The 20254-nt window shown below is 34.2% G+C and carries 16 protein-coding genes; 15 read left to right on the forward strand and 1 reads right to left on the reverse strand.

Annotated features, from left to right (window positions below; genetic code table 11):
• Positions 1-3 precede the first annotated feature (3 nt).
• Positions 4-2979: a TonB-dependent receptor gene (locus tag V6624_RS07860; protein ID WP_338841484.1), complete on the reverse strand. Its 2976-nt coding sequence runs from the start codon at positions 2977-2979 to the stop codon at positions 4-6.
• Between the two features lie 236 nt (positions 2980-3215).
• Here V6624_RS07860 and V6624_RS07865 point away from each other — a divergent pair, with 236 nt between their 5' ends.
• The 15 genes from V6624_RS07865 to V6624_RS07935 all read left to right on the forward strand — a co-directional run bounded on the left by V6624_RS07865 (position 3216) and on the right by V6624_RS07935 (position 20179).
• The gene (locus V6624_RS07865) at positions 3216-4247 is read left to right on the forward strand and encodes a LacI family DNA-binding transcriptional regulator (protein WP_274255178.1); all 1032 of its coding nucleotides are present in this window, start codon (positions 3216-3218) and stop codon (positions 4245-4247) included.
• A 177-nt stretch (positions 4248-4424) separates the two neighbouring features.
• Complete coding sequence (locus V6624_RS07870) at positions 4425-5780, forward strand: MFS transporter (protein ID WP_338841485.1); 1356 nt, start codon at positions 4425-4427, stop codon at positions 5778-5780.
• A gap of 18 nt (positions 5781-5798) precedes the next feature.
• Positions 5799-6452 (forward strand): beta-phosphoglucomutase, encoded by a 654-nt coding sequence (gene pgmB, locus V6624_RS07875; RefSeq protein WP_338841486.1) that lies wholly within the window; start codon positions 5799-5801, stop codon positions 6450-6452.
• A gap of 139 nt (positions 6453-6591) precedes the next feature.
• Positions 6592-8895 (forward strand): glycoside hydrolase family 65 protein, encoded by a 2304-nt coding sequence (locus tag V6624_RS07880; protein ID WP_338841488.1) that lies wholly within the window; start codon positions 6592-6594, stop codon positions 8893-8895.
• Between the two features lie 28 nt (positions 8896-8923).
• Positions 8924-11038, forward strand: coding sequence for a glycoside hydrolase family 97 protein (locus V6624_RS07885; protein WP_338841490.1), 2115 nt, complete (start codon positions 8924-8926; stop codon positions 11036-11038).
• Between the two features lie 110 nt (positions 11039-11148).
• Positions 11149-11850: an alpha/beta hydrolase-fold protein gene (locus V6624_RS07890; protein ID WP_111288410.1), complete on the forward strand. Its 702-nt coding sequence runs from the start codon at positions 11149-11151 to the stop codon at positions 11848-11850.
• A gap of 1 nt (position 11851) precedes the next feature.
• Positions 11852-12160, forward strand: a complete 309-nt coding sequence (locus V6624_RS07895; protein ID WP_111288411.1) for a hypothetical protein — start codon at positions 11852-11854, stop codon at positions 12158-12160.
• A gap of 57 nt (positions 12161-12217) precedes the next feature.
• Positions 12218-12397 (forward strand): hypothetical protein, encoded by a 180-nt coding sequence (locus V6624_RS07900; RefSeq protein ID WP_111288413.1) that lies wholly within the window; start codon positions 12218-12220, stop codon positions 12395-12397.
• Between the two features lie 28 nt (positions 12398-12425).
• Positions 12426-14291, forward strand: a complete 1866-nt coding sequence (locus V6624_RS07905; protein ID WP_111288415.1) for a glycoside hydrolase family 13 protein — start codon at positions 12426-12428, stop codon at positions 14289-14291.
• A gap of 163 nt (positions 14292-14454) precedes the next feature.
• Positions 14455-16122, forward strand: coding sequence for an alpha-amylase family glycosyl hydrolase (locus V6624_RS07910; protein ID WP_111288417.1), 1668 nt, complete (start codon positions 14455-14457; stop codon positions 16120-16122).
• 136 nt (positions 16123-16258) lie between these two features.
• Entirely contained in the window at positions 16259-16936 is a 678-nt protein-coding gene (locus tag V6624_RS07915) for a glycerophosphodiester phosphodiesterase (RefSeq protein ID WP_338841491.1), read from the forward strand.
• Between the two features lie 76 nt (positions 16937-17012).
• The gene (locus tag V6624_RS07920; protein ID WP_338841492.1) at positions 17013-18221 is read left to right on the forward strand and encodes an NAD(P)/FAD-dependent oxidoreductase; all 1209 of its coding nucleotides are present in this window, start codon (positions 17013-17015) and stop codon (positions 18219-18221) included.
• 6 nt (positions 18222-18227) lie between these two features.
• On the forward strand, positions 18228-18875 hold the full coding sequence (locus V6624_RS07925; RefSeq protein ID WP_338841493.1) for an HAD family hydrolase: 648 nt from the start codon (positions 18228-18230) through the stop codon (positions 18873-18875).
• Between the two features lies 1 nt (position 18876).
• The gene (locus V6624_RS07930) at positions 18877-19449 is read left to right on the forward strand and encodes a Crp/Fnr family transcriptional regulator (RefSeq protein WP_338841494.1); all 573 of its coding nucleotides are present in this window, start codon (positions 18877-18879) and stop codon (positions 19447-19449) included.
• Between the two features lie 61 nt (positions 19450-19510).
• Complete coding sequence (locus V6624_RS07935) at positions 19511-20179, forward strand: MBL fold metallo-hydrolase (RefSeq protein WP_338841495.1); 669 nt, start codon at positions 19511-19513, stop codon at positions 20177-20179.
• Positions 20180-20254 lie beyond the last annotated feature (75 nt).

Genomic DNA, 20254 nt, shown 5'->3' on the forward strand with positions numbered 1-20254 from the left:
CTACTAGAAGCTTGCATTTACACCAAACAAGAAAGTTCTAGCTCTTGGATATACATTGTTATCAATTCCATTGAATCTCTCTGGATCTAAACCATTGTATTTTGTTAATACAAATACATTCTGAACTCCCGCTGTAAATCTTAAAGAAGCAGCTTTTAATAAATTTTTATCGAAAGTATAACCCAAAGTAATGTTGTCTAATTTGATAAAAGAAGCATCTTTAATGTAGTAATTAGACAAATAACGTTGTGTACCATTATCTTCATATCTAAAACCTGTATTTAGATAATCAACACTAACATTAGATAAGTCAGTATCTCTTCTTAACGCGGCATCAGAATATCCTAAGTTTGAGCTTACGTTATCGAAAATATAATTTCCTAAACTTGCTCTCCAGTTCATTGTGAAATCAAACTTTTTATAATTCAAAGTAGAAAACAAACCAAAAGTGTAATCTGCGGCAGGCTTATGGAATCTGTAACGATCTGAAGCGTCAATTTTTCCGTCACCATTTCTATCTACATAAGCACCTGCAATAGGCTTTTTATTTGCATCATATAATTGCTCATAAACCAAGAATGATCTTGGAGCATAACCTACTGAGTTTACTTGTATTTGATTTCCTGAACCTCCTGCAATATTATCACCTGTTAAATAACCTTGGAAACCAGGAACTGTAACTCCTAAATCATCAATTTTTTGGTCAATATAAGTAGTATTAAAAGCAACATTCCATGTTAATTTATCATTCTTAATAACATCTGATTGAATGCTAAACTCAACTCCTTTTGTTCTTACGCTACCAATATTATATGTTCCAGAGTTTCTAATATTTGCTCCATCTGGCACCACTACATCTGCTAATAAATCACTAGATTTTTTATCAAAGTAGTTTACTGATCCTGTAATTCTATCATTTAAGAATCCGAAATCGATACCAATGTTCATCTCTGCCAATTCTTCCCACTTAATATTTTCGTTATAACCTTCAGGTCTTGCAGTAGAATAAATCTGACCTCCAAAAATATACTGAGTATTAATTGTACCTAATGTTACTCTTTTCAAGTAATCATATGCTGCAGATATATCTTGCTGACCAGTTGTTCCATAACCAAATCTTAATTTAAGACTTGATAATGTTTGGTTGTCTTTTAAAAATGCTTCTTCTGCAACATTCCATGCTAAAGCAACTCCACCAAAATCTCCCCATCTGTATTTCTCAGAAAAACGAGAACTTCCGTCTCTTCTGTAATTTATGGTTGCCAAATATCTACTGTCATATCCTAAATTAACACGACCGAAATAAGATTGTAAATTAATATCTGGACTTGTATTAACATCTTCATTAGGATTTGGCTGTCTTAACTCTCCAGATTGATATCTTTCTCTTTGAAATAATTGGTAGTTGTAACCAGCTGTAGCATCAACTTTAAATTTACCTAAATCTTTTGTATAATTAAAGTAAGCATTTAAGTTTTTGTTCTGAAGCATATCTGTGTACTTAGAATAGTTTCCATAGTTCACATAATCAGGACCATTAAATGGTTTTGGCTGATAACCTAAAATACTTTCAGTACTTACTGTAGTATTTCCGTTACTGTCAAATCTATCGATACCAGCTTCAACAACAGCTCTTAAATCTTCAAAGAAGTGAAATTTGTAATCCAATCTAACATTCCCCCATTTTCTAGTCGAAGTAGCTCTTCTGTTATCTTGATTTAATCTTGCGACAGGGTTTCTTGCTGGTAATAATGGTACATTTCCATTAGCTTCTAACCATTCAAAATATCCTCCATAACGAGATCCTTCTTCATAAACTGATTGTGTTGGATCAAATCCAATAGCACTTCCAATAACAGCATTTTCATCTTGAAATTGATTTTTTCCAAAAGCTAAGTTTCCACTAATATCAATTTTCAAATGATTATCAAACAACACAGGGTTTAACGATATCGATGTCGTAGTTCTTTCAAAAGAAGTGTTTCTTAAGATTCCAGGATTATCAACATTTCCAACAGATAAACGTACAGGTAATTTATCAAACAAAGCCCCACTAACAGAGATGTTATTATTAGTTGTTAAAGCCGTATGGAATATTTCGTCCTGCCAATTTGTATTTGCTGTTCCTAACAATGCTTTTTGAGCAGCAGAACCTTTTTCGTTAACTAACGCACGAAATTGATCTGCATTTAATACATCAACTTGATTAGCAACTGTATTAATACCAACTTGAGAGCTAAAATTAACTTTTACTCCACCTTTTGATCCTTTTTTAGTAGTAATAACAATTACACCACTTGCAGCACGAGATCCATAAATCGCTGCAGCAGAAGCATCTTTCAATACTGTAAAAGACTCAATGTCATTTGGATCAATTGTAGACAAAATACTTGTTGCTCCACTAGGAACATCATTTGTTAATGGAAGCCCATCTAATACAATTAAAGGCTCATTTGATGCACTTAATGAAGATCCTCCACGAATTCTAATATCAGCTTTAGCACCTGGAGCTCCTCCTCCTACTACATTCACACCAGCAATACGTCCGCTGATCAAAGTTTCTGGAGTTACGTTAATTCCCTTATTAAATTCTTTTGCTGAAATTTGAGAAACAGATCCTGTTGCATCTTTTTTCTTAACAGTACCATAACCAACTTGTACCACAACTTCTTTAAGCTGATTGGTATCTTCTTCTAAAGTAACGTTAAGTGTTTTTTGACCAGTGTACTCAATTGTTTCTGTTTTGTAACCAATAAAAGAAACAACAATTTTGTTACCGTTTTTAACATTTGACAGCTGGTAATTTCCATCAAATCCTGTTGATGCACCGTTTGGAGCACCTTGTACATTTACATTTACCCCTGGTATTGGCTGACCTGTCGTTTTATCAACAACAGTCCCTTTTAAAGTGTTCTGAGCCAACACTGTAAAAGGCAACAATAGGAATAAAAATAACAACTTTTTGTAAATTGTTTTCATACTTTTTGTTTAAATTAGTTTTGAGTTTTTGAATGTTAGTTAAGTTTTTAATTTTACTTCGAATTTCAAAATTATGAATTTATTAACATGCTCGACAGCAGGCACTTTTTATTGCTTTACGAAAACGTGGTAGTGTTGAAAACTTTCTATTTTTTGTAATCTTTCAGTGTTAAAATTGCAAATACCAAAAATATTATACACCTTTATTATTAATTAGATTTTTTTCGATTAACTCCATGAAACGTAAAATAACCCTCAAACAGATTGCAAAGGAACTTGACGTATCCATTTCAACTGTCTCAAAATCACTCAGAAACAGTCTCGAAATTGGAGAAGAAACACGCCTAAAAGTTCAGGCTTTTGCAAAGTTTTACAACTACAAACCAAACAATATTGCTCTTAGTTTAAAAAACCGAAAAACGAAGAGTATCGGCATCATTATTCCCGAAATTGTACACTACTTTTTCTCTACTGTAATCAACGGAATTGAACAGGTAGCAAACGAATATGGATATAGCGTAGTCATTTGTGTATCTGATGATTCTTTTGATAAAGAAGTCCTAAATATGGAGATGTTGGCCAACGGAAGCATTGACGGTTTTATCATGTCTCTTTCTAAAGAAACGCAGTATAAAGGCGACTTCCATCACATTACAGAAGTTATAAATCAAGGAATGCCCGTAGTCATGTTTGACCGAGTTACCAACGATATTTTGTGCGATAAAGTGATTATTGATGATAAATCTGCAGCTTATGAAGCGGTTCAGAGTTTAATTGACAGTGGACGTAAAAAAATCGCGCTCGTAACAACTGTTGATTATGTAAGCGTTGGAAAACTGAGAACAGACGGCTACGAAAAAGCTTTATTAGATAACGGATTACCTTTCAATGAAGATTTAATCATAAAGATTGAAGATGTAGATACTTGCGAAATAACCATTTCTGAGCTTCTGCACGCTAGAGCTTTTGATGCTGTTTTTGCTGTAAATGAGCTATTTGCAGTAACTATTATCAAAACAGCCAATAAAATGGGATTAAAAGTTCCTGAAGATTTGGCTGTAATTGCTTTTACCGATGGAATTATTTCAAAATATTCCACTCCAAGCATTACAACAGTAAGCCAAAGCGGTGAAAAAATGGGGAATAAAGCAGCTAAAATGCTTATAGAAAGAATAGAAGCCGAAGAAGATGACGACGAAGAACACAATGAAAATTATATTACAGAAGTGATAGAAACACATCTAATAAAAAGAGAATCTACTGACTAATTTTCTTAAAATCAATACTTTCTAAAGCCATAAAAAATATTTATGGCTTTTTTATTAGCATAAATAAAAAAATAATTAATACTTTTACGCCCGTCAAGGCTTTTACTTTTACTTCGAAAAAACAGTAAGTTTTGATAAGCAAAGCGCTTATCGTATAATTTTTTACAAATTACGATAATGGAAAAGCGTAAATTAAGTTTCTGGGAAATCTGGAATATGAGTTTCGGTTTCTTAGGAATCCAAATGGGGTTTGCACTTCAAAATGCAAATGCCAGCAGAATTCTTCAAATTTTTGGTGCCGACGTACATGAACTTTCGTGGTTCTGGATTATTGCTCCCCTTATGGGATTAATAGTGCAGCCTATTATTGGTCATTATAGCGACAAAACCTGGGGAAGATTCGGCAGACGAAAACCTTTCTTTTTAGTGGGAGCCGTTTTAGCTTCGGTGGGATTAATTCTAATGCCACAGGCTAACATTTTCATTTCTATTTTACCTGCCTTATGGGTTGGAGCGGGAATGTTAATGATTATGGACGCCTCTTTTAACATTGCAATGGAGCCTTTCAGAGCACTTGTTGGAGACAATTTAAGAACAGATCAGCGTACTGCAGGATTTAGTATTCAAACTTCTTTAATTGGTTTTGGAGCTGTAATTGGTTCTGCATTACCATATATTTTAACGAAGTATTTTGGTGTGCCAAACAGCACAATTCCAGGAAGCGTACCCTTAAACTTGACTTTGTCATTTATCATTGGTGCGGCAGTTTTAATTGGTTCTATCCTAGTTACGCTATTCACAACAAAAGAATATTCACCAGAAGAACTGGCAAAATTTGAAGATCCGCAAAGTGAAGCAATTTCTGATTCTGAGGAGAAATCAAAAATCACAGACATTTTTACCGATTTTGCAAAAATGCCAACAACCATGCGTCAGCTTAGCTGGGTGCAGTTTTTCTCTTGGTTCGGATTATTCGGAATGTGGGTTTTTACCACTCCAGCAATCGCACATCACATTTACGGATTACCGTTAGAAGACACATCAAGTCAGCAATATCAAGACGCTGGTGACTGGGTTGGGATTCTGTTTGGTGTTTACAACTTAGTTTCGGCTATTGTCGCTTTGTTTTTCTTGCCTTATATCGCTAAAAAAATCGGAAGAAAAGCAACTCACTCACTTTCATTGGTTATTGGAGGAATTGGATTAATCTCCATTTATTTCATGCCAAATGAAGATTGGGTTGTACTGCCAATGATCTTAATCGGAGTTGCTTGGGCGAGTATCCTGGCAATGCCTTACGCTATTCTCGCGGGTTCTATTACACCTAAAAAAATGGGAGTTTACATGGGAATCTTCAACTTCTTTGTTGTTATTCCTCAAATTGTAAACGCTCTTATAGGTGGTCCAATTGTAAAATACCTTTACAACGGAGATGCCATTTATGCTTTGGTTACAAGCGGTGTCAGTTTCCTAATTGCTGCAGCTTTAGTATCTAAAGTAAAAGACGTAGACGACTTTACTCAAAAATCATAATTAAGAATTTTCCATACAATGAGCAAAAAAGCATTCATATTCGATCTTGACGGAGTGATCGTTGATACCGCTAAATACCACTTTTTGGCTTGGCAGAAAATTGCCAAATCGTTAAATATCAATTTTACCCATGAAGACAACGAACTTCTAAAAGGTGTTAGTCGCGTTCGTTCGCTAGACATTATACTTGGGTTAGGAAATGTTCAGGCTACTCAAGAACAAAAAGATCAATGGTTAATTCAAAAAAATGAAGATTACCTATCTTATTTAGTTGACATGGATGAAAGTGAGGTTCTTCCAGGAGTTTTAAAAATTCTAAAACTATTAAAAGATAAAAATCAGGGAATTGCATTGGGTTCTGCCAGTAAAAATGCAAGACCAATTCTAGAAAAAACAGGTGTTCTGTCTTACTTCGATGTTGTTGTTGACGGTAATGATGTGAGCAATGCAAAACCAGACCCTGAAGTTTTCTTAAAAGCGGCTCAATTATTAAACATTGATCCAAAAAATTCAATTGTATTTGAAGATTCTGTTGCCGGAATTCAGGCAGCAAATATCGCAGAAATGGTAAGTGTGGGAATTGGTGAGGAAACAATTTTACATGAAGCTGATCATATTTTTAAAGATTTTACCCAAATCGAAACAAGCTTTATTGATGAGTTAATTGGATAATTAGAAAATGTGTCAATGAGATAATTCTTCTCATCGACAAATATTCTAATGCAACAATTACTCAAATGAATGTAAAAAGTGAATAAGAAACCAAGGCAATTATCTAATTACCAAATTGCCGAATTATCTAATTTAAAAGATGAACCAAGATTATATAAAACCAGACAATTGGTCTATTATTGAAGAAGGATTTGACGCAGAGAGAGTAAAATCTTCTGAAAGTCTTTTTAGTATCGGAAACGGTGCTATGGGACAGCGTGCAAATTTTGAAGAATCTTATTCCGCAGAAACTTTTCAAGGAAGTTATATCGCAGGAATTTATTATCCAGACAAAACAAAAGTGGGCTGGTGGAAAAACGGTTATCCGAAATATTTTGCCAAAGTTCTAAACGCTCCAAACTGGATTGGAATTGATATTGAAATCAACGAAGAAAATCTTGATTTAAATACGTGTACCGAAGTTAGAAACTTTCGTAGAGAATTGAACATGAAAGAAGGATGGTACAACCGTTCTTTTGAGGCAGTTCTAAAAAACGGAACTGAAATTGCGGTAAATGTTCGTCGTTTTCTTTCATTAGATTTAGACGAGGCTGGAGTTATCAAATACGATATTACACCTTTAAACAAAGATGCAAAAATTGTTTATAAACCTTATATTGATGCTGGTGTAACTAATGAAGATGCGAACTGGGAAGAAAAATTCTGGGAACCGCTTGAAGTTAAAAAAGGCACAAACGAAGCTTTTGTAACCGCTCAAACGTTTAAAACGCATTTTAAAGTTACGACTTTCATGCACAATACGATTTTGGCAAATGGAGAAAATATCAACGTTTCGCCATCGACGATCGATTCAACTGTAGATAAAGTTCAATATACTTACGGAACTATAATTGCAAAAGGACAAACCTCAACAATTCAAAAAATTGGAGGTTACACGGTTTCTTTAAACCACGAAAATACTTTGGCTGGAGCCGAAAAAGTAATCAAATCTGCTGTTGCTTTAGGATACGATACTTTACTTCAAAATCAAATTGAAGCTTGGGCGAAAATCTGGGAAATGTCAGATATTACTATTGAAGGTGATGTAAAAGCACAACAAGGAATTCGCTTCAATATCTTCCAATTAAACCAAACCTATTCAGGAAAAGATTCTCGTTTAAACATTGGTCCAAAAGGATTTACAGGAGAAAAATACGGCGGATCAACTTATTGGGACACTGAGGCTTATTGTATTCCATTTTACATGGCGACAAAAGACCAACAGGTTGCAAGAAATCTGTTGACTTATCGTTACAATCAATTGGACAAAGCGATTGAAAACGCTAAAGATAATTTAGGTTTCAAAAACGGCGCTGCTTTATACCCAATGGTGACCATGAATGGTGAAGAATGCCACAATGAATGGGAAATCACACACGAAGAAATTCATAGAAATGGCGCTATTGCTTTTGCGATTTACAATTACAACCGTTACACAGGAGATTACTCTTATATTCCAGAAAAAGGTCTTGAGGTTTTAATCGGAATTGCGCGTTTCTGGCATCAGAGAGCTTCTTTTTCTAAAGATAAAAATCAATATGTAATCCTTGGAGTTACAGGTCCAAACGAATACGAAAACAACATCAACAATAATTTCTACACCAATTATATTGCAAAATGGTGTATTGATTTTGCTGCTGAACAAATTGAAAAAGTAGCTTCAGAATATCCTGCAGATCACAAAAGAGTGATGGATAAAGTAAGTCTTTCTGCAGAAGAAGTCAAAGAATGGAAAAAAGTAGCAGACGACATGTACTTCCCTATTTCTGAAGAACTGGGAATCTATTTACAGCAAGACGGTTTCTTAGACAAAGATTTAGTTCCGGTAAAAGATTTAGATCGTTCGCAGCGTCCAATTAACCAAAAATGGTCTTGGGATCGCGTTTTACGTTCGCCATATATTAAACAAGCTGACGTTTTACAAGGTTTCTATTTCTTCGAAGATCATTTTTCTAAAGAAGAATTAAAACGCAATTTTGAGTTTTACGAATCATTTACCGTTCACGAAAGTTCACTTTCGCCTTGCGTGCACTCGATTCAAGCAGCAGCTTTAGATAAAATGGATATGGCGTATACTTTCTACTTAAGAACATCTCGTTTAGATTTGGACGATTATAATAAAGAGGTTGAAGAAGGTTGTCACATCACGTCGATGGCTGGAACCTGGATGAGTATTGTAGAAGGCTTTGGAGGAATGCGAGTGAAAAATGATCAATTGCATTTCTCTCCAAAAATTCCAAAAGAATGGAAAGGCTATTCGTTTAAAATTAATTTCAGAAATCAAATTTTGAAAGTAGCTGTAAATCATAACGAAACAACATTTACTGTAGACGGCGATCAAGATTTAACAATTATTGTTAATGGAAAACCTGAAATTGCAAGTAAATTTGTACAAATAAATTAAATTACAATACACTAAAAATCTAAAAAACATGAAAAACTTATTTTTCGCAAGTTTAATCTTGTTTGCTTTTAGCTCAATCGCTGAAGCACAACAATTAAAATCACCCGAAGGCAAGTTCGTAATGGAATTTTCTCTTCAAAACGACGGAACTCCAACGTACAATTTAAAATACAAAAACAAAGAAGTTGTAAAAACCAGTAAATTAGGTCTTGAACTTAAAGATGATAAAAAATCTTTATTGAATGATTTTACAATTGCTGATACAAAAACTTCAACTTTTGATGAAACTTGGAAACCTGTTTGGGGAGAAGTAGATCACATCAGAAATCATTATAATGAATTGGCTGTGACTTTAAACCAAAAAGGAACAGACAGACAAATTATTATCCGTTTCCGTTTATTTGATGACGGTTTAGGATTTAGATATGAATTCCCAGCGCAAAAGAATCTTACTTACTTTGTAATTAAAGAAGAAAGATCTCAATTTGCTATGACTGGAGATCATACTGCTTTCTGGATTCCAGGAGATTATGATACTCAGGAATACGATTATACAAAATCGAAATTATCTGAAATTAGAGGTTTATCTCAAAAAGCTTATACGGCAAACGTTTCGCAAAAATCTTTTTCTCCAACAGGAGTTCAGACTTCTTTGATGTTAAAAACTAACGACGGAATTTACATCAACCTTCACGAAGCGGCTTTAATCAACTATTCTTGTATGCACTTGAATTTAGATGACAAAAACTTCGTTTTCAACTCTTGGCTAACACCAGATGCAAAAGGTGACAAAGGTTATATGCAAGCGCCAAGCCACTCACCATGGAGAACGATTATGGTAAGTGATGACGCTAGAGAAATCTTAGCTTCAAAAATGACTTATAATTTAAATGATCCTTCAAAAATTGATGATACTTCTTGGATTAAACCAGTAAAATACGTTGGTGTTTGGTGGGAAATGATTACAGGAAAAAGCTCTTGGTCATACACAAACGATTTCCCTACAGTTCAATTGGGAGTTTCAGATTTTTCAAAAGCAAAACCAAACGGAACACATGGAGCAAACAATGCTAACGTAAAAAAATACATTGATTTTGCTGCTGCTAATGGTTTCGACGCTGTTTTAGTTGAAGGATGGAACGAAGGTTGGGAAGACTGGTTTGGTCACTCAAAAGATTATGTTTTTGATTTCTTAACGCCTTACCCAGATTTTGATGTAAAAGGTCTTCACGAATATGCAAAATCTAAAGGTGTAAAAATCATCATGCACCACGAAACTTCAGGTTCTGTTCGTAACTACGAGCGCCACATGGATGCAGCTTACAAATTCATGAATGATAATGGATATGATGCTGTAAAAAGCGGTTACGTAGGTGATATTTTGCCAAGAGGCGAAAATCACTACAGCCAATGGATTGTAAACCACTACCAATATGCAATCGAAAAAGCGGCAGATTACAAAATTATGGTGAACGCTCACGAAGCAGTCCGTCCAACGGGAATTGCAAGAACGTATCCTAACTTAATTGGAAACGAAGCGGCAAGAGGAACAGAGTACCAAGCTTTTGGAGGTTCTAAACCAAACCATGTAACGGTTTTACCTTTTACACGTTTAATTGGTGGTCCAATGGATTACACTCCTGGAATCTTCGAAATGGATATTAGCAAAATGAATCCTGACAACAAATCGCATGTAAACAGTACAATCTGTAACCAATTGGCATTATACGTTACAATGTACAGCCCGTTGCAAATGGCTGCTGATACCCCAGAAAACTACAACCGTTTTCCAGATGCATTCCAATTCATTAAAGATGTTGCTGTAGATTGGTCAGAAAGTAAATATATCGAAGCTGAACCTGGAGATTTTATTACAGTTGCGCGTAAAGCAAAAGGAACAAATAACTGGTTTATCGGAAACGTAAACGGAGAAACTCCACGTACTTCAAACATCGATTTCAGTTTCCTTGAAAAAGGTAAAAAATATACAGCAACCATTTATGCTGATGCAAAAGATGCGCATTACAAAACGAATCCGCAAGCTTATACAATCAAGAAAATTGCTGTAACTAATAAATCAAAATTATCTCAGTTTTCTGCTCCTGGTGGAGGTTATGCGATAAGCATTATTGAAAATAAATAATTTTTAAAGACAAGTAATTAACCCCAAGATTACTTGTCTTTTTACTATAAATTCAAATTAAGAAATTAAATTTGAGGTAACTATTTTCTTCATCTCTAGATAAATTTAATATGAGCTTCAAACTTAATTTCTTGATTTTCCTTTTTATCTTTTTTGGTTTTAATACGTATTCCCAAACCAAAACAAAAGCATCTTATGATTATCTTTTGTATTTGCCGAAAGACTATACAAAAGGAACCAAAAAATATCCACTTGTAATTTATTTACATGGTGGTTCGCAAAAAGGAAACGATCTAAATAAACTGAAAATCTACGGTCTTCCCTATTTAGTAGAAAAAGGTCAAGATTTCGATTTTATAATTGCTTCGCCTCAATGTCCAGACAATAAATACTGGTCATCTGAAAATTGGTTCGAAACATTATATGCCGATTTAGAAGCAAAATATAGAATCGATAAAAGCAGAATTTACATAACCGGAATTAGCATGGGCGGTTACGGAGCTTACATTACAGCTTTAGATTTCCCTGATAAATTCGCTGCAGTTGTTGCATTTTGTGGAGGAATTAACGACAGTGATCTAACTAGAATCTGTAATCTCAGTAAAATTCCTATTTGGGCTTTTCACGGAACTGCAGATGATAAAATTCCGATTAGTGAAACTGAAAGAATTGCAAAAGGTCTTGAATTTTGTGAAACTAAGAATAAATTCAAGTTTACTCGTTTAGAAAATGAAGGGCATGAGATTCAATATCTGTATGAGAAAAATCCAGAAATATATAAATGGATGCTTGAACAGAAGAAATCAAAATAGTATGAAACAGTCAATAATAATTTTTACAAGCTTATTACTTTTTAGTTGTAGTAAAAAAGAAAATACAATTGATTTATTAGATTATTCTTTTTCTGGAACTTTTAGTCAAGTTTATTCTTTAAAAATAAATCAAACGGATACCGTTTATATACATCAAGAATGGATGGGCTATCGTTTGAAAAATGGTATTTCTGACCCAAAAGATAAAACAAACTACTATGCAATTTTAAATAAGAAAGAAAAATTAAAACTATTTAATTATATAGAAAAAGTTAATCTATTCAAATACAAATCTGAATATTCTTTATAACATATTATTGATGGAAGCACTTATATAATTAGCATAACAAAGGATAATAAAAACAAAATGATATCTGTTTATGGTGGTGCGCCTAAAGAAATTGATTCAATTGCAATATTGGTAAATAATCTAAAGCAAAAACTTATATTAAAGGAAACCAAAAAAAATCTTCACTTTGAAAGTGAAAAGATAATTTCTTTTCTAAAGCCACCTCTGCCTCCTCCAGTAAAAAACATCAATAATTAATGTTCAAATTGAACTAAAAACAAAAACTATGAACAACCTAAAAATAAACCATCATATCTATAAATTACTTCTATTGGTTTTGTTGTTTTCCGCTTCCGCAAAAGCACAAATCCAAAAAGTAGAACCACCTTTCTGGTACGCCGGAATGAAAAATCCGGAACTGCAAATTATGTTCTACGGAAAAAACATTTCACAATACGAAGCTTCAGTTTCTAACAATGTTGCGATTAAAAATGTAGAAAAAACAGAAAATCCAAATTACCTTTTCGTAACAATCGATACGAAAGACGTAAAAGCTTCTGAATTGGTTTTTTCTTTCAAAAACAATAATAAAGTTGCTTTTAAACAAAAATATGTTCTGAAAGAAAGAAGAGCAAATTCGGCAGATAGAAAAAGTTATGATGCCTCTGATTTGATTTACCTAATCATGCCGGATCGTTTTGCTAACGGAAATCCTAAAAACGACAGTGATGCTTCTTTAACAGAGAAAGGAAATCGTCAAGATCCAAGCGGACGCCACGGCGGCGATATCGAAGGAATCATTAAAAACTTAGATTATATTTCGTCTCTTGGCGCGACAACAATTTGGAGCACACCTTTATGCGAAGACAACGACAAACAACATTCGTATCATACGTATGGACAATCGGATGTTTACAAAATCGATCCGCGTTACGGAACAAACGATGATTATGCTCGTTTGTCTACAGAAATGCATAAAAAAGACATGAAACTGGTTATGGATTATGTTACGAATCACTGGGGAATTACACACTGGATGATGAAGGATATTCCGACTAAAACTTGGTTCAATCAATTCGAAACGTTCACACAAACACATCACCGTCGTGAAGTAATTACAGATATTCATGCTTCAAAAATAGATCAGGAAGTTTGTGTAGACGGTTGGTTTGTACCTTCTATGCCCGATTTAAATTTAAGAAATCCTCTTGTTGCAAAATACTTAACTCAAAACGCTATTTGGTGGATTGAATTTGCAAATCTTGATGGATTTAGAGTTGACACTTATAATTATTCGGATAAAACAGCAATGGCAAATTGGGCAAAATCAATTACAGATGAATACCCAAATTTTAATATTGTGGGTGAAATCTGGATGCACAATCAAGCGAATTTAGCTTTTTGGCAAAAAGACAGTAAAATTGGAGCAATTGAAAACTACAATTCAAATCTTCCAACTATAATGGATTTTACGCTTCAAAGTCAGATTACTTCTGCCTTTAGCGAAGACACACCAAATTGGGACAGCGGATTGATTAAATTCTACAACAATTTTGCAATGGATTTTTTATATCCAAATACCAATAATATTTTGGTTTTTTCCGAAAATCACGATACTGATCGTATGAACGAAAAGTTCAAATATGATTTACCAAAATACAAACTGGCAATGACATTATTAGCTACCGTTCGTGGAATTCCGCAAATCTATTACGGTTCAGAAATCGGAATGGGCGGTGATAAAGGTAAAGGCGGTGATGCCGATATTCGTCAGGATTTCCCAGGCGGATGGGCTGGCGACAAAAACAATGCTTTTACGGCAGCAGGAAGAACGGCAGAGCAAGCTGCTTATTTTGATTTCTCTTCGAAATTGTTCAACTGGAGAAAAACAAACGAAGCGGTTCATTTCGGAAAAATGAAGCATTATATTCCAGAAAACAACACTTATGTATATTTCAGATATACAGATTCTAAAACGGTTATGGTTGTTTTTAATAATAATGCAAAAGAGCAAGTTGTAAAAACTAACCGTTTTAAAGAAAGCATTAAAAACTACAAATCAGGAAAAGATGTTATTTCAGGAAAAACATTCGATTTAGCTTCTGAAATTACTTTAGAACCAAAATCAGCTTTGGTTTTAGAATTGGAATAATTTTAAACACACAGCATATAACGTAGAGACGCACTGCAGTGCGTCTACGCAAAGTTTTTCCGCCACGAATTCACGAATTTTTATTCTCAAAGATTTTAAAAAATAATTCGTGAATTCGTGGCTATTTTTTTCAACACAATCCATCCTAAAATATTCTAAAATAATGAAAAAATACACTTTCCTTTTTTTATCTTTAGTATACTTAACAATGAGTTGTTCTGGCTCAAAATCAGTTACAATGAATAACGAAAACACTTCGAAAACACCTTTCGTTTGGGAAGGAGCAAATGTTTATTTTTTACTTACAGACCGTTTTTACAACGGCGACAAATCGAACGATTTAAATTTCAACCGAACTAAAACTTCTGGAAAACTACGCGGATTTGAAGGCGGAGATATTATCGGAATCACTAAAAAAATCGAATCAGGTTATTTTGAAAAATTAGGGATAAATGCTATTTGGCTTACGCCGATTGTCGAACAGATTCACGACGGAGTTGATGAAGGAACCGGATTGAGTTACGGCTTTCACGGCTACTGGGCAAAAGACTGGACAGCTCTGGATCCAAACTTTGGAACCAAAGAAGATTTAGCTAATCTGGTAAAAAAAGCACACGAAAAAGGAATCAGAATAGTTTTGGATGGCGTAATCAATCATACTGGACCAGTAACTCCAGAAGATCCCGTTTGGCCTTCTGACTGGGTAAGAACTGGCGTTGTCTGCGATTATAAATCATTCGAAAATACTACAATGTGTACTTTGGTTGAAAATCTTCCTGATGTAAAAACTGAAAGTACTCAAAACGTAGAACTGCCTCCTTTTTTAATCGAAAAATGGAAAAAAGAAGGTCGTTACGAAAAAGAAATTGCTTCATTGGATGAATTCTTCAAAAGAACAGGTTATCCAAGAAGTCCGAAATATTACATTATAAAATGGCTTACCGATTATATTGTAGAATTTGGAATTGACGGTTACCGTGCCGACACAGTAAAACACACCGAAGAAGGCGTTTGGGCCGATTTTAAAAAAGAGTGTGATTATGCATTTGAAACTTGGAAAAAACACCATCCTTTACAGGTTTTAGATCAGAATCCGTTTTATACCATTGCCGAAGTTTACGGTTATGGAATCAGCGGTGGGCAGGATTATGATTTTGGAGATCGAAAAGTCAATTATTTTCAAAATGGTTTTGACAGCATGATCAATTTTGAATTTAAATGGAATGCGGCTCAAAACGATTACGAAGGTTTATTTTCTAAATATTCGAATGCTTTAAATAATGAATTAAAAGGTTATTCGGTTTTAAACTATATGTCTTCGCACGACGATGGTCAGCCTTTTGATGCAAACCGTGTAAAAGGAATTGAAACGGGAACTAAACTTTTGCTTTCGCCAGGAATGTCGCAAGTTTATTATGGCGACGAATCAAATCGTTCCTTAGTTGTTGAAGGTACAAATGGCGATGCAACTTTACGGTCAAACATGAATTGGGACGAAATTCAGAATAATTCTGAAATACAGAAAACACTTTTACACTGGCAGAAATTAGGTCAGTTTAGACGAAATCATCCTGCTGTTGGAGCTGGTGTTCATAAATTAATTAATCCGTATCCTTATACTTTTTCCAGAACATTTACCCAAGGCTCTTTTACAGATAAAGTTGTTATGGGAGTAGATTTACCAAAAGGCAGAAAAGAACTTCCAGTTGGTGACCTCTTCCCAAACGGAACAAAACTAAAAGATGCTTATTCGAATCAAGAAGTTGAAGTCATTGATGGAAAAGTGATTATAGACAACGATTTTGATATTGTTTTATTAGAATTAATTTAACCGCAAAGTTCGCAAAGACATACGCAAGGTTCGCAAAGGTTTATAAAATCTTTGCGAACCTTTTTAATTAAATAAAAAAACTTGTGTCCTTTGCGTAAAACTTTGCGACCTTTGCGGTTAAGAAAAAAACTGTAGAATGCTAAAAATAGCTCACAGAGGCGCCAAAGCCTACGAACCTGAAAATACTTTACAAGCTTTTCAAAAAGCATTAGATCTAAATTCAGACGGAATTGAACTCGACGTTCACCTTAGCTCTGACGAACATATCATCGTAATTCATGACGAAACAATAGACAGAACCACTAATGGAAAAGGTCTTGTAAATGATTTTACTTTAGCAGAATTAAAATCATTTTTAATTGATGGAAAATATCAAATCCCAACTTTAAACGAGGTTTTTGATTTGGTTGACAAAAAATGTCTGATCAATATCGAATTAAAAGGTTTAGGAACTGCACCTAAAGTTGTTCAGTTAATTGAAAAATACATCTCCGAAAAAAACTGGAATTACGAGCATTTTATTATTTCAAGTTTCGAATGGAATATGTTGGAGGAAACATCAAATCTAAATCCAAATATTCCAATTGGTGTTTTAACAGAAGAAGATTTAAATACCGCTTTGGCTTTCGCCGAAAAAATAAAAGCAAAAGCCATTCATCCGGATTTTCAGTTATTGAATGAAAAGAATGTCCTTCAAATTCAGGAAAAAGGATTTCTGATTTTGCCTTGGACTGTAAATTCAGAAAAAGACATTCAAAAAATAAAAAGTTATAAAGTAAACGGAATTATCTCTGATAATCCAGATAAAATATAAAATCCGCTACGAGAAACTTTGACAAAGTTCATCAGGGTTCAATAAAAAATTCGTGAATTCGTGGCTAACAAAAAATATGATTAAAAATTTCGACATAATAATCGTTGGCGGAGGCGCTGCTGGTTTTTTTACTGCAATTAATATTGCCGAGAAAAATCCGAAACTCAAAATCGCTATTTTAGAAAGAGGAAAAGAAGTTCTTTCCAAAGTTCGTGTTTCTGGTGGTGGACGATGCAACGTGACACACGCTTGTTTTGAGCCAAACGAATTGGTTAAATTTTACCCGAGAGGCGAAAAAGAACTTCGTGGTCCATTTCATCAATTTTGTTCGGGCGATACAATTGAATGGTTCGAGAAACATGGCGTAGAATTAAAAATCGAAGAAGACGGAAGAATGTTTCCCGTTTCTAATTCGTCACAAACTATTATTGACTGCTTTTTAAAAGCAACAGAAAAATTAGGCATAAAAGTATTGACTGGACAAAGTGTACAATCCATTTTCAAAAAAGAAAACCATTGGAAAATTGATACACAAACTGATAATTATGCTACCGAAAAATTAGTAATGGCAACAGGAAGCAATCCAAAAATATGGGAAATGCTACAAGAACACGGCCATGCAATTATTAGCCCAGTCCCTTCCCTATTTACTTTCAACATCAAAGATTCTCGAATTAAAGAGTTGCCAGGGGTTTCTGCACAAGTTACGGTTAATGTAAAAGACACTAAACTAGAATCGACAGGACCTTTACTAATAACGCACTGGGGAATGAGCGGACCAGCAATCTTGAAACTTTCGGCTTGGGGCGCACGCATTTTGCACGATAAAAATTATCAGTTTACCATTTTCGTCAATTGGTTAAATGATGTTGATTTTGAAAATGCCGAAAAAATCCTCAAAGATTTAAAACAGGAACACGCTAAAAAAGCCGTTTCTAAAAAATCTCCTTTCGATTTTCCGAATCGTTTATGGGAAAGTTTGGTTTTGGCTTCGGGAATTGATTCTGAAACGAAGTGGGCAGATTTATCTAAAAACCAATTGCTGAATTTAACTTCACAACTAACAAAAGCCGAATTTAAAGTAAACGGAAAAAGCACTTTTAAAGAAGAATTTGTAACCGCAGGAGGAATCGATTTAAAGGAAATCAACTTCAAAACCATGGAAAGCAAAATTCATGAAAATCTTTATTTTGCTGGCGAAATTGTAAATATCGACGCTATTACAGGCGGATTTAATTTTCAGAATGCCTGGACAAGCGGGTTTATTCTGGCTCAAAATATTTAATACAAAATGAAATTTAAAGGAATTATTTTTGATTTAGACGGCACATTAGTCAATTCATTAGAAGACATTTCAGATGCAATGAATAAAGTACTTACCGCTTTAAATTATCCTACACATACTTACGACACTTATCAATATTTTATTGGGAGCGGTTTACGAAATCTGGTAAGTAAAGCTTTACCTGCTACAAACAATTCTGATGATGAAATCGAAAGTTGTTTTGAATGTATGGTTGAAGAATACACTAAAATCTGCACGCTGAAAACAAAACCTTATGATGGAATTGTTGAGTTGTTAGAAAATTTGACTTCGCAAAATATCAAAATGGCTGTTTTCTCCAACAAAGCCGATGAATTGACGAAGAAAATAGCATCTGAAATTTTTCCAAATCATTTCGATACAGCAGTTGGCTTAAGTACAGAAGCACTTAAAAAACCAAATCCGTTTGAGGCTTTAGAAATTGGCAAGAAATGGAATTTAAAACCCGAAGAAATTCTTTTTGTGGGTGATTCTGATATTGATATGCAGACGGCTGTAAATGCCAATATGTTTCCTGTTGGCGTTACTTGGGGCTACAGAACAGAAGAAGAATTAAAAAACAGCGGTGCTAAAGTGGTTGTCAATAGCGCTTCAGAGTTAATTGAGATTCTATAAAATGCATCTTTCATTACAAAAACAAATCACAGCAATTGCCTCTTTTTCTGAAAATGAAATCGAGACAATTGCTTCTTGTTTTGAATATGAAAAGTTTAATGCCAAAGAATATCTTTCGTCAATGGGAAAAATCAGCAATAAGATTTTCTTTATTCTAAATGGATTGGCGAGAGTTTATTATCTCAAAGACGGAAAAGAAATCACAACGTATTTAAGTTCTGATGAAGGCTTTATTGCTTCGTATTCTAGCTTCATCAATCAGACGCAATCTTTTGAAAATATTCAATGTATTGAAGATTGCGAAGTGCTTTCGATTACTTTCGAAAAAATGCAATTTCTATATAGCGAAATCTCAAATTGGGAACGTGTTGGAAGAATTCTCGCCGAGCAGAATTACCTTTGCATGGCCGATCGCGTTTTAAAACTGCAAATGATTCCTGCCAAAGAAAAATACCAGACTTTTTTGGCTTCGGCTCCAGCCAAAATAATTCAGCGAACACCTTTAATTTATATCGCTTCTTTTCTTGGAATTACTCCAGAATCGCTGAGCAGAATCCGTCAGGACATTTCTTAACATTTATCAAGTGTATTGAAAAATCGAATTCGAATCTTTGCCAAAATAAAATTTGAAAAAGATGAAGAATATCGCCAAAGACGTTTACCAAATTCCATTATTCCCGCGAAACGCTATAAATTGTTATTTGATTGAAGATGTTTTAATTGACGCAGGAATTAGAACTTCTGCCAATAAAATAATAAAAGCAATTAAAGGTAAATCCATTAGCAAACATGCATTGACGCATGCTCACGCCGACCACCAGGGAAGCAGTAAAGCGATCTGTGAAACTTTGAACATTCCGCTTTTATGTAGTGAACCTGAAAAAGAATTCGCTGAAAACGGAAATGTAATTACAGAATACCCAAATCCGAATCATTTTATTTCAAAATTTCAGAAGAATTTCTGGGCAGGAAAAGGACATTCGGTTTCTCAGACTTTAAAAGAAGGAGATCAAATTGGCGGATTCACTGTGATTGAAACTCCGGGACATTCTAGCGGGCATTTATCTTTTTTCAGAGAAAAAGACGGCGTTTTAATCGTTGGAGATGTGATGACCAATATGAATCTTTTAACTACAAAAATCGGTTTGAATGAACCTCCACATTTGTTTACCGCTGATAAAGAAACCAATAGAAAGTCCATTCTAAAATTGGCTTCGCTAAAACCAAAAATACTTTGTTTTGGTCACGGACCTGTTTTATTTAATAATGGAGAACTGGAAAAATTTGTTCAAAATCTGAAATGATTTTATTAACACGAATTTACATGTTCTGTAAGTTTTCGTTAAGACTATTCTAATAATTTTACTCTCAACTAATCA

The sequence above is a fragment of the Flavobacterium ginsenosidimutans genome, assembly GCF_037478105.1.
Classification (GTDB): Bacteria; Bacteroidota; Bacteroidia; order Flavobacteriales; family Flavobacteriaceae; genus Flavobacterium; species Flavobacterium ginsenosidimutans.

Coding starts and splice junctions, on each gene's coding strand:
- V6624_RS07930 (WP_338841494.1), top strand. CDS start 18,877: ATGCATCTTTCATTACAAAAACAAATCACAGCAATTGCCTCTTTTTCT.
- V6624_RS07880 (WP_338841488.1), top strand. CDS start 6,592: ATGAACCAAGATTATATAAAACCAGACAATTGGTCTATTATTGAAGAA.
- V6624_RS07895 (WP_111288411.1), top strand. CDS start 11,852: ATGAAACAGTCAATAATAATTTTTACAAGCTTATTACTTTTTAGTTGT.
- V6624_RS07890 (WP_111288410.1), top strand. CDS start 11,149: ATGAGCTTCAAACTTAATTTCTTGATTTTCCTTTTTATCTTTTTTGGT.
- V6624_RS07935 (WP_338841495.1), top strand. CDS start 19,511: ATGAAGAATATCGCCAAAGACGTTTACCAAATTCCATTATTCCCGCGA.
- V6624_RS07905 (WP_111288415.1), top strand. CDS start 12,426: ATGAACAACCTAAAAATAAACCATCATATCTATAAATTACTTCTATTG.
- V6624_RS07860 (WP_338841484.1), bottom strand. CDS start 2,979: ATGAAAACAATTTACAAAAAGTTGTTATTTTTATTCCTATTGTTGCCT.
- V6624_RS07885 (WP_338841490.1), top strand. CDS start 8,924: ATGAAAAACTTATTTTTCGCAAGTTTAATCTTGTTTGCTTTTAGCTCA.
- pgmB (WP_338841486.1), top strand. CDS start 5,799: ATGAGCAAAAAAGCATTCATATTCGATCTTGACGGAGTGATCGTTGAT.
- V6624_RS07900 (WP_111288413.1), top strand. CDS start 12,218: ATGATATCTGTTTATGGTGGTGCGCCTAAAGAAATTGATTCAATTGCA.
- V6624_RS07915 (WP_338841491.1), top strand. CDS start 16,259: ATGCTAAAAATAGCTCACAGAGGCGCCAAAGCCTACGAACCTGAAAAT.
- V6624_RS07910 (WP_111288417.1), top strand. CDS start 14,455: ATGAAAAAATACACTTTCCTTTTTTTATCTTTAGTATACTTAACAATG.
- V6624_RS07925 (WP_338841493.1), top strand. CDS start 18,228: ATGAAATTTAAAGGAATTATTTTTGATTTAGACGGCACATTAGTCAAT.
- V6624_RS07920 (WP_338841492.1), top strand. CDS start 17,013: ATGATTAAAAATTTCGACATAATAATCGTTGGCGGAGGCGCTGCTGGT.
- V6624_RS07865 (WP_274255178.1), top strand. CDS start 3,216: ATGAAACGTAAAATAACCCTCAAACAGATTGCAAAGGAACTTGACGTA.
- V6624_RS07870 (WP_338841485.1), top strand. CDS start 4,425: ATGGAAAAGCGTAAATTAAGTTTCTGGGAAATCTGGAATATGAGTTTC.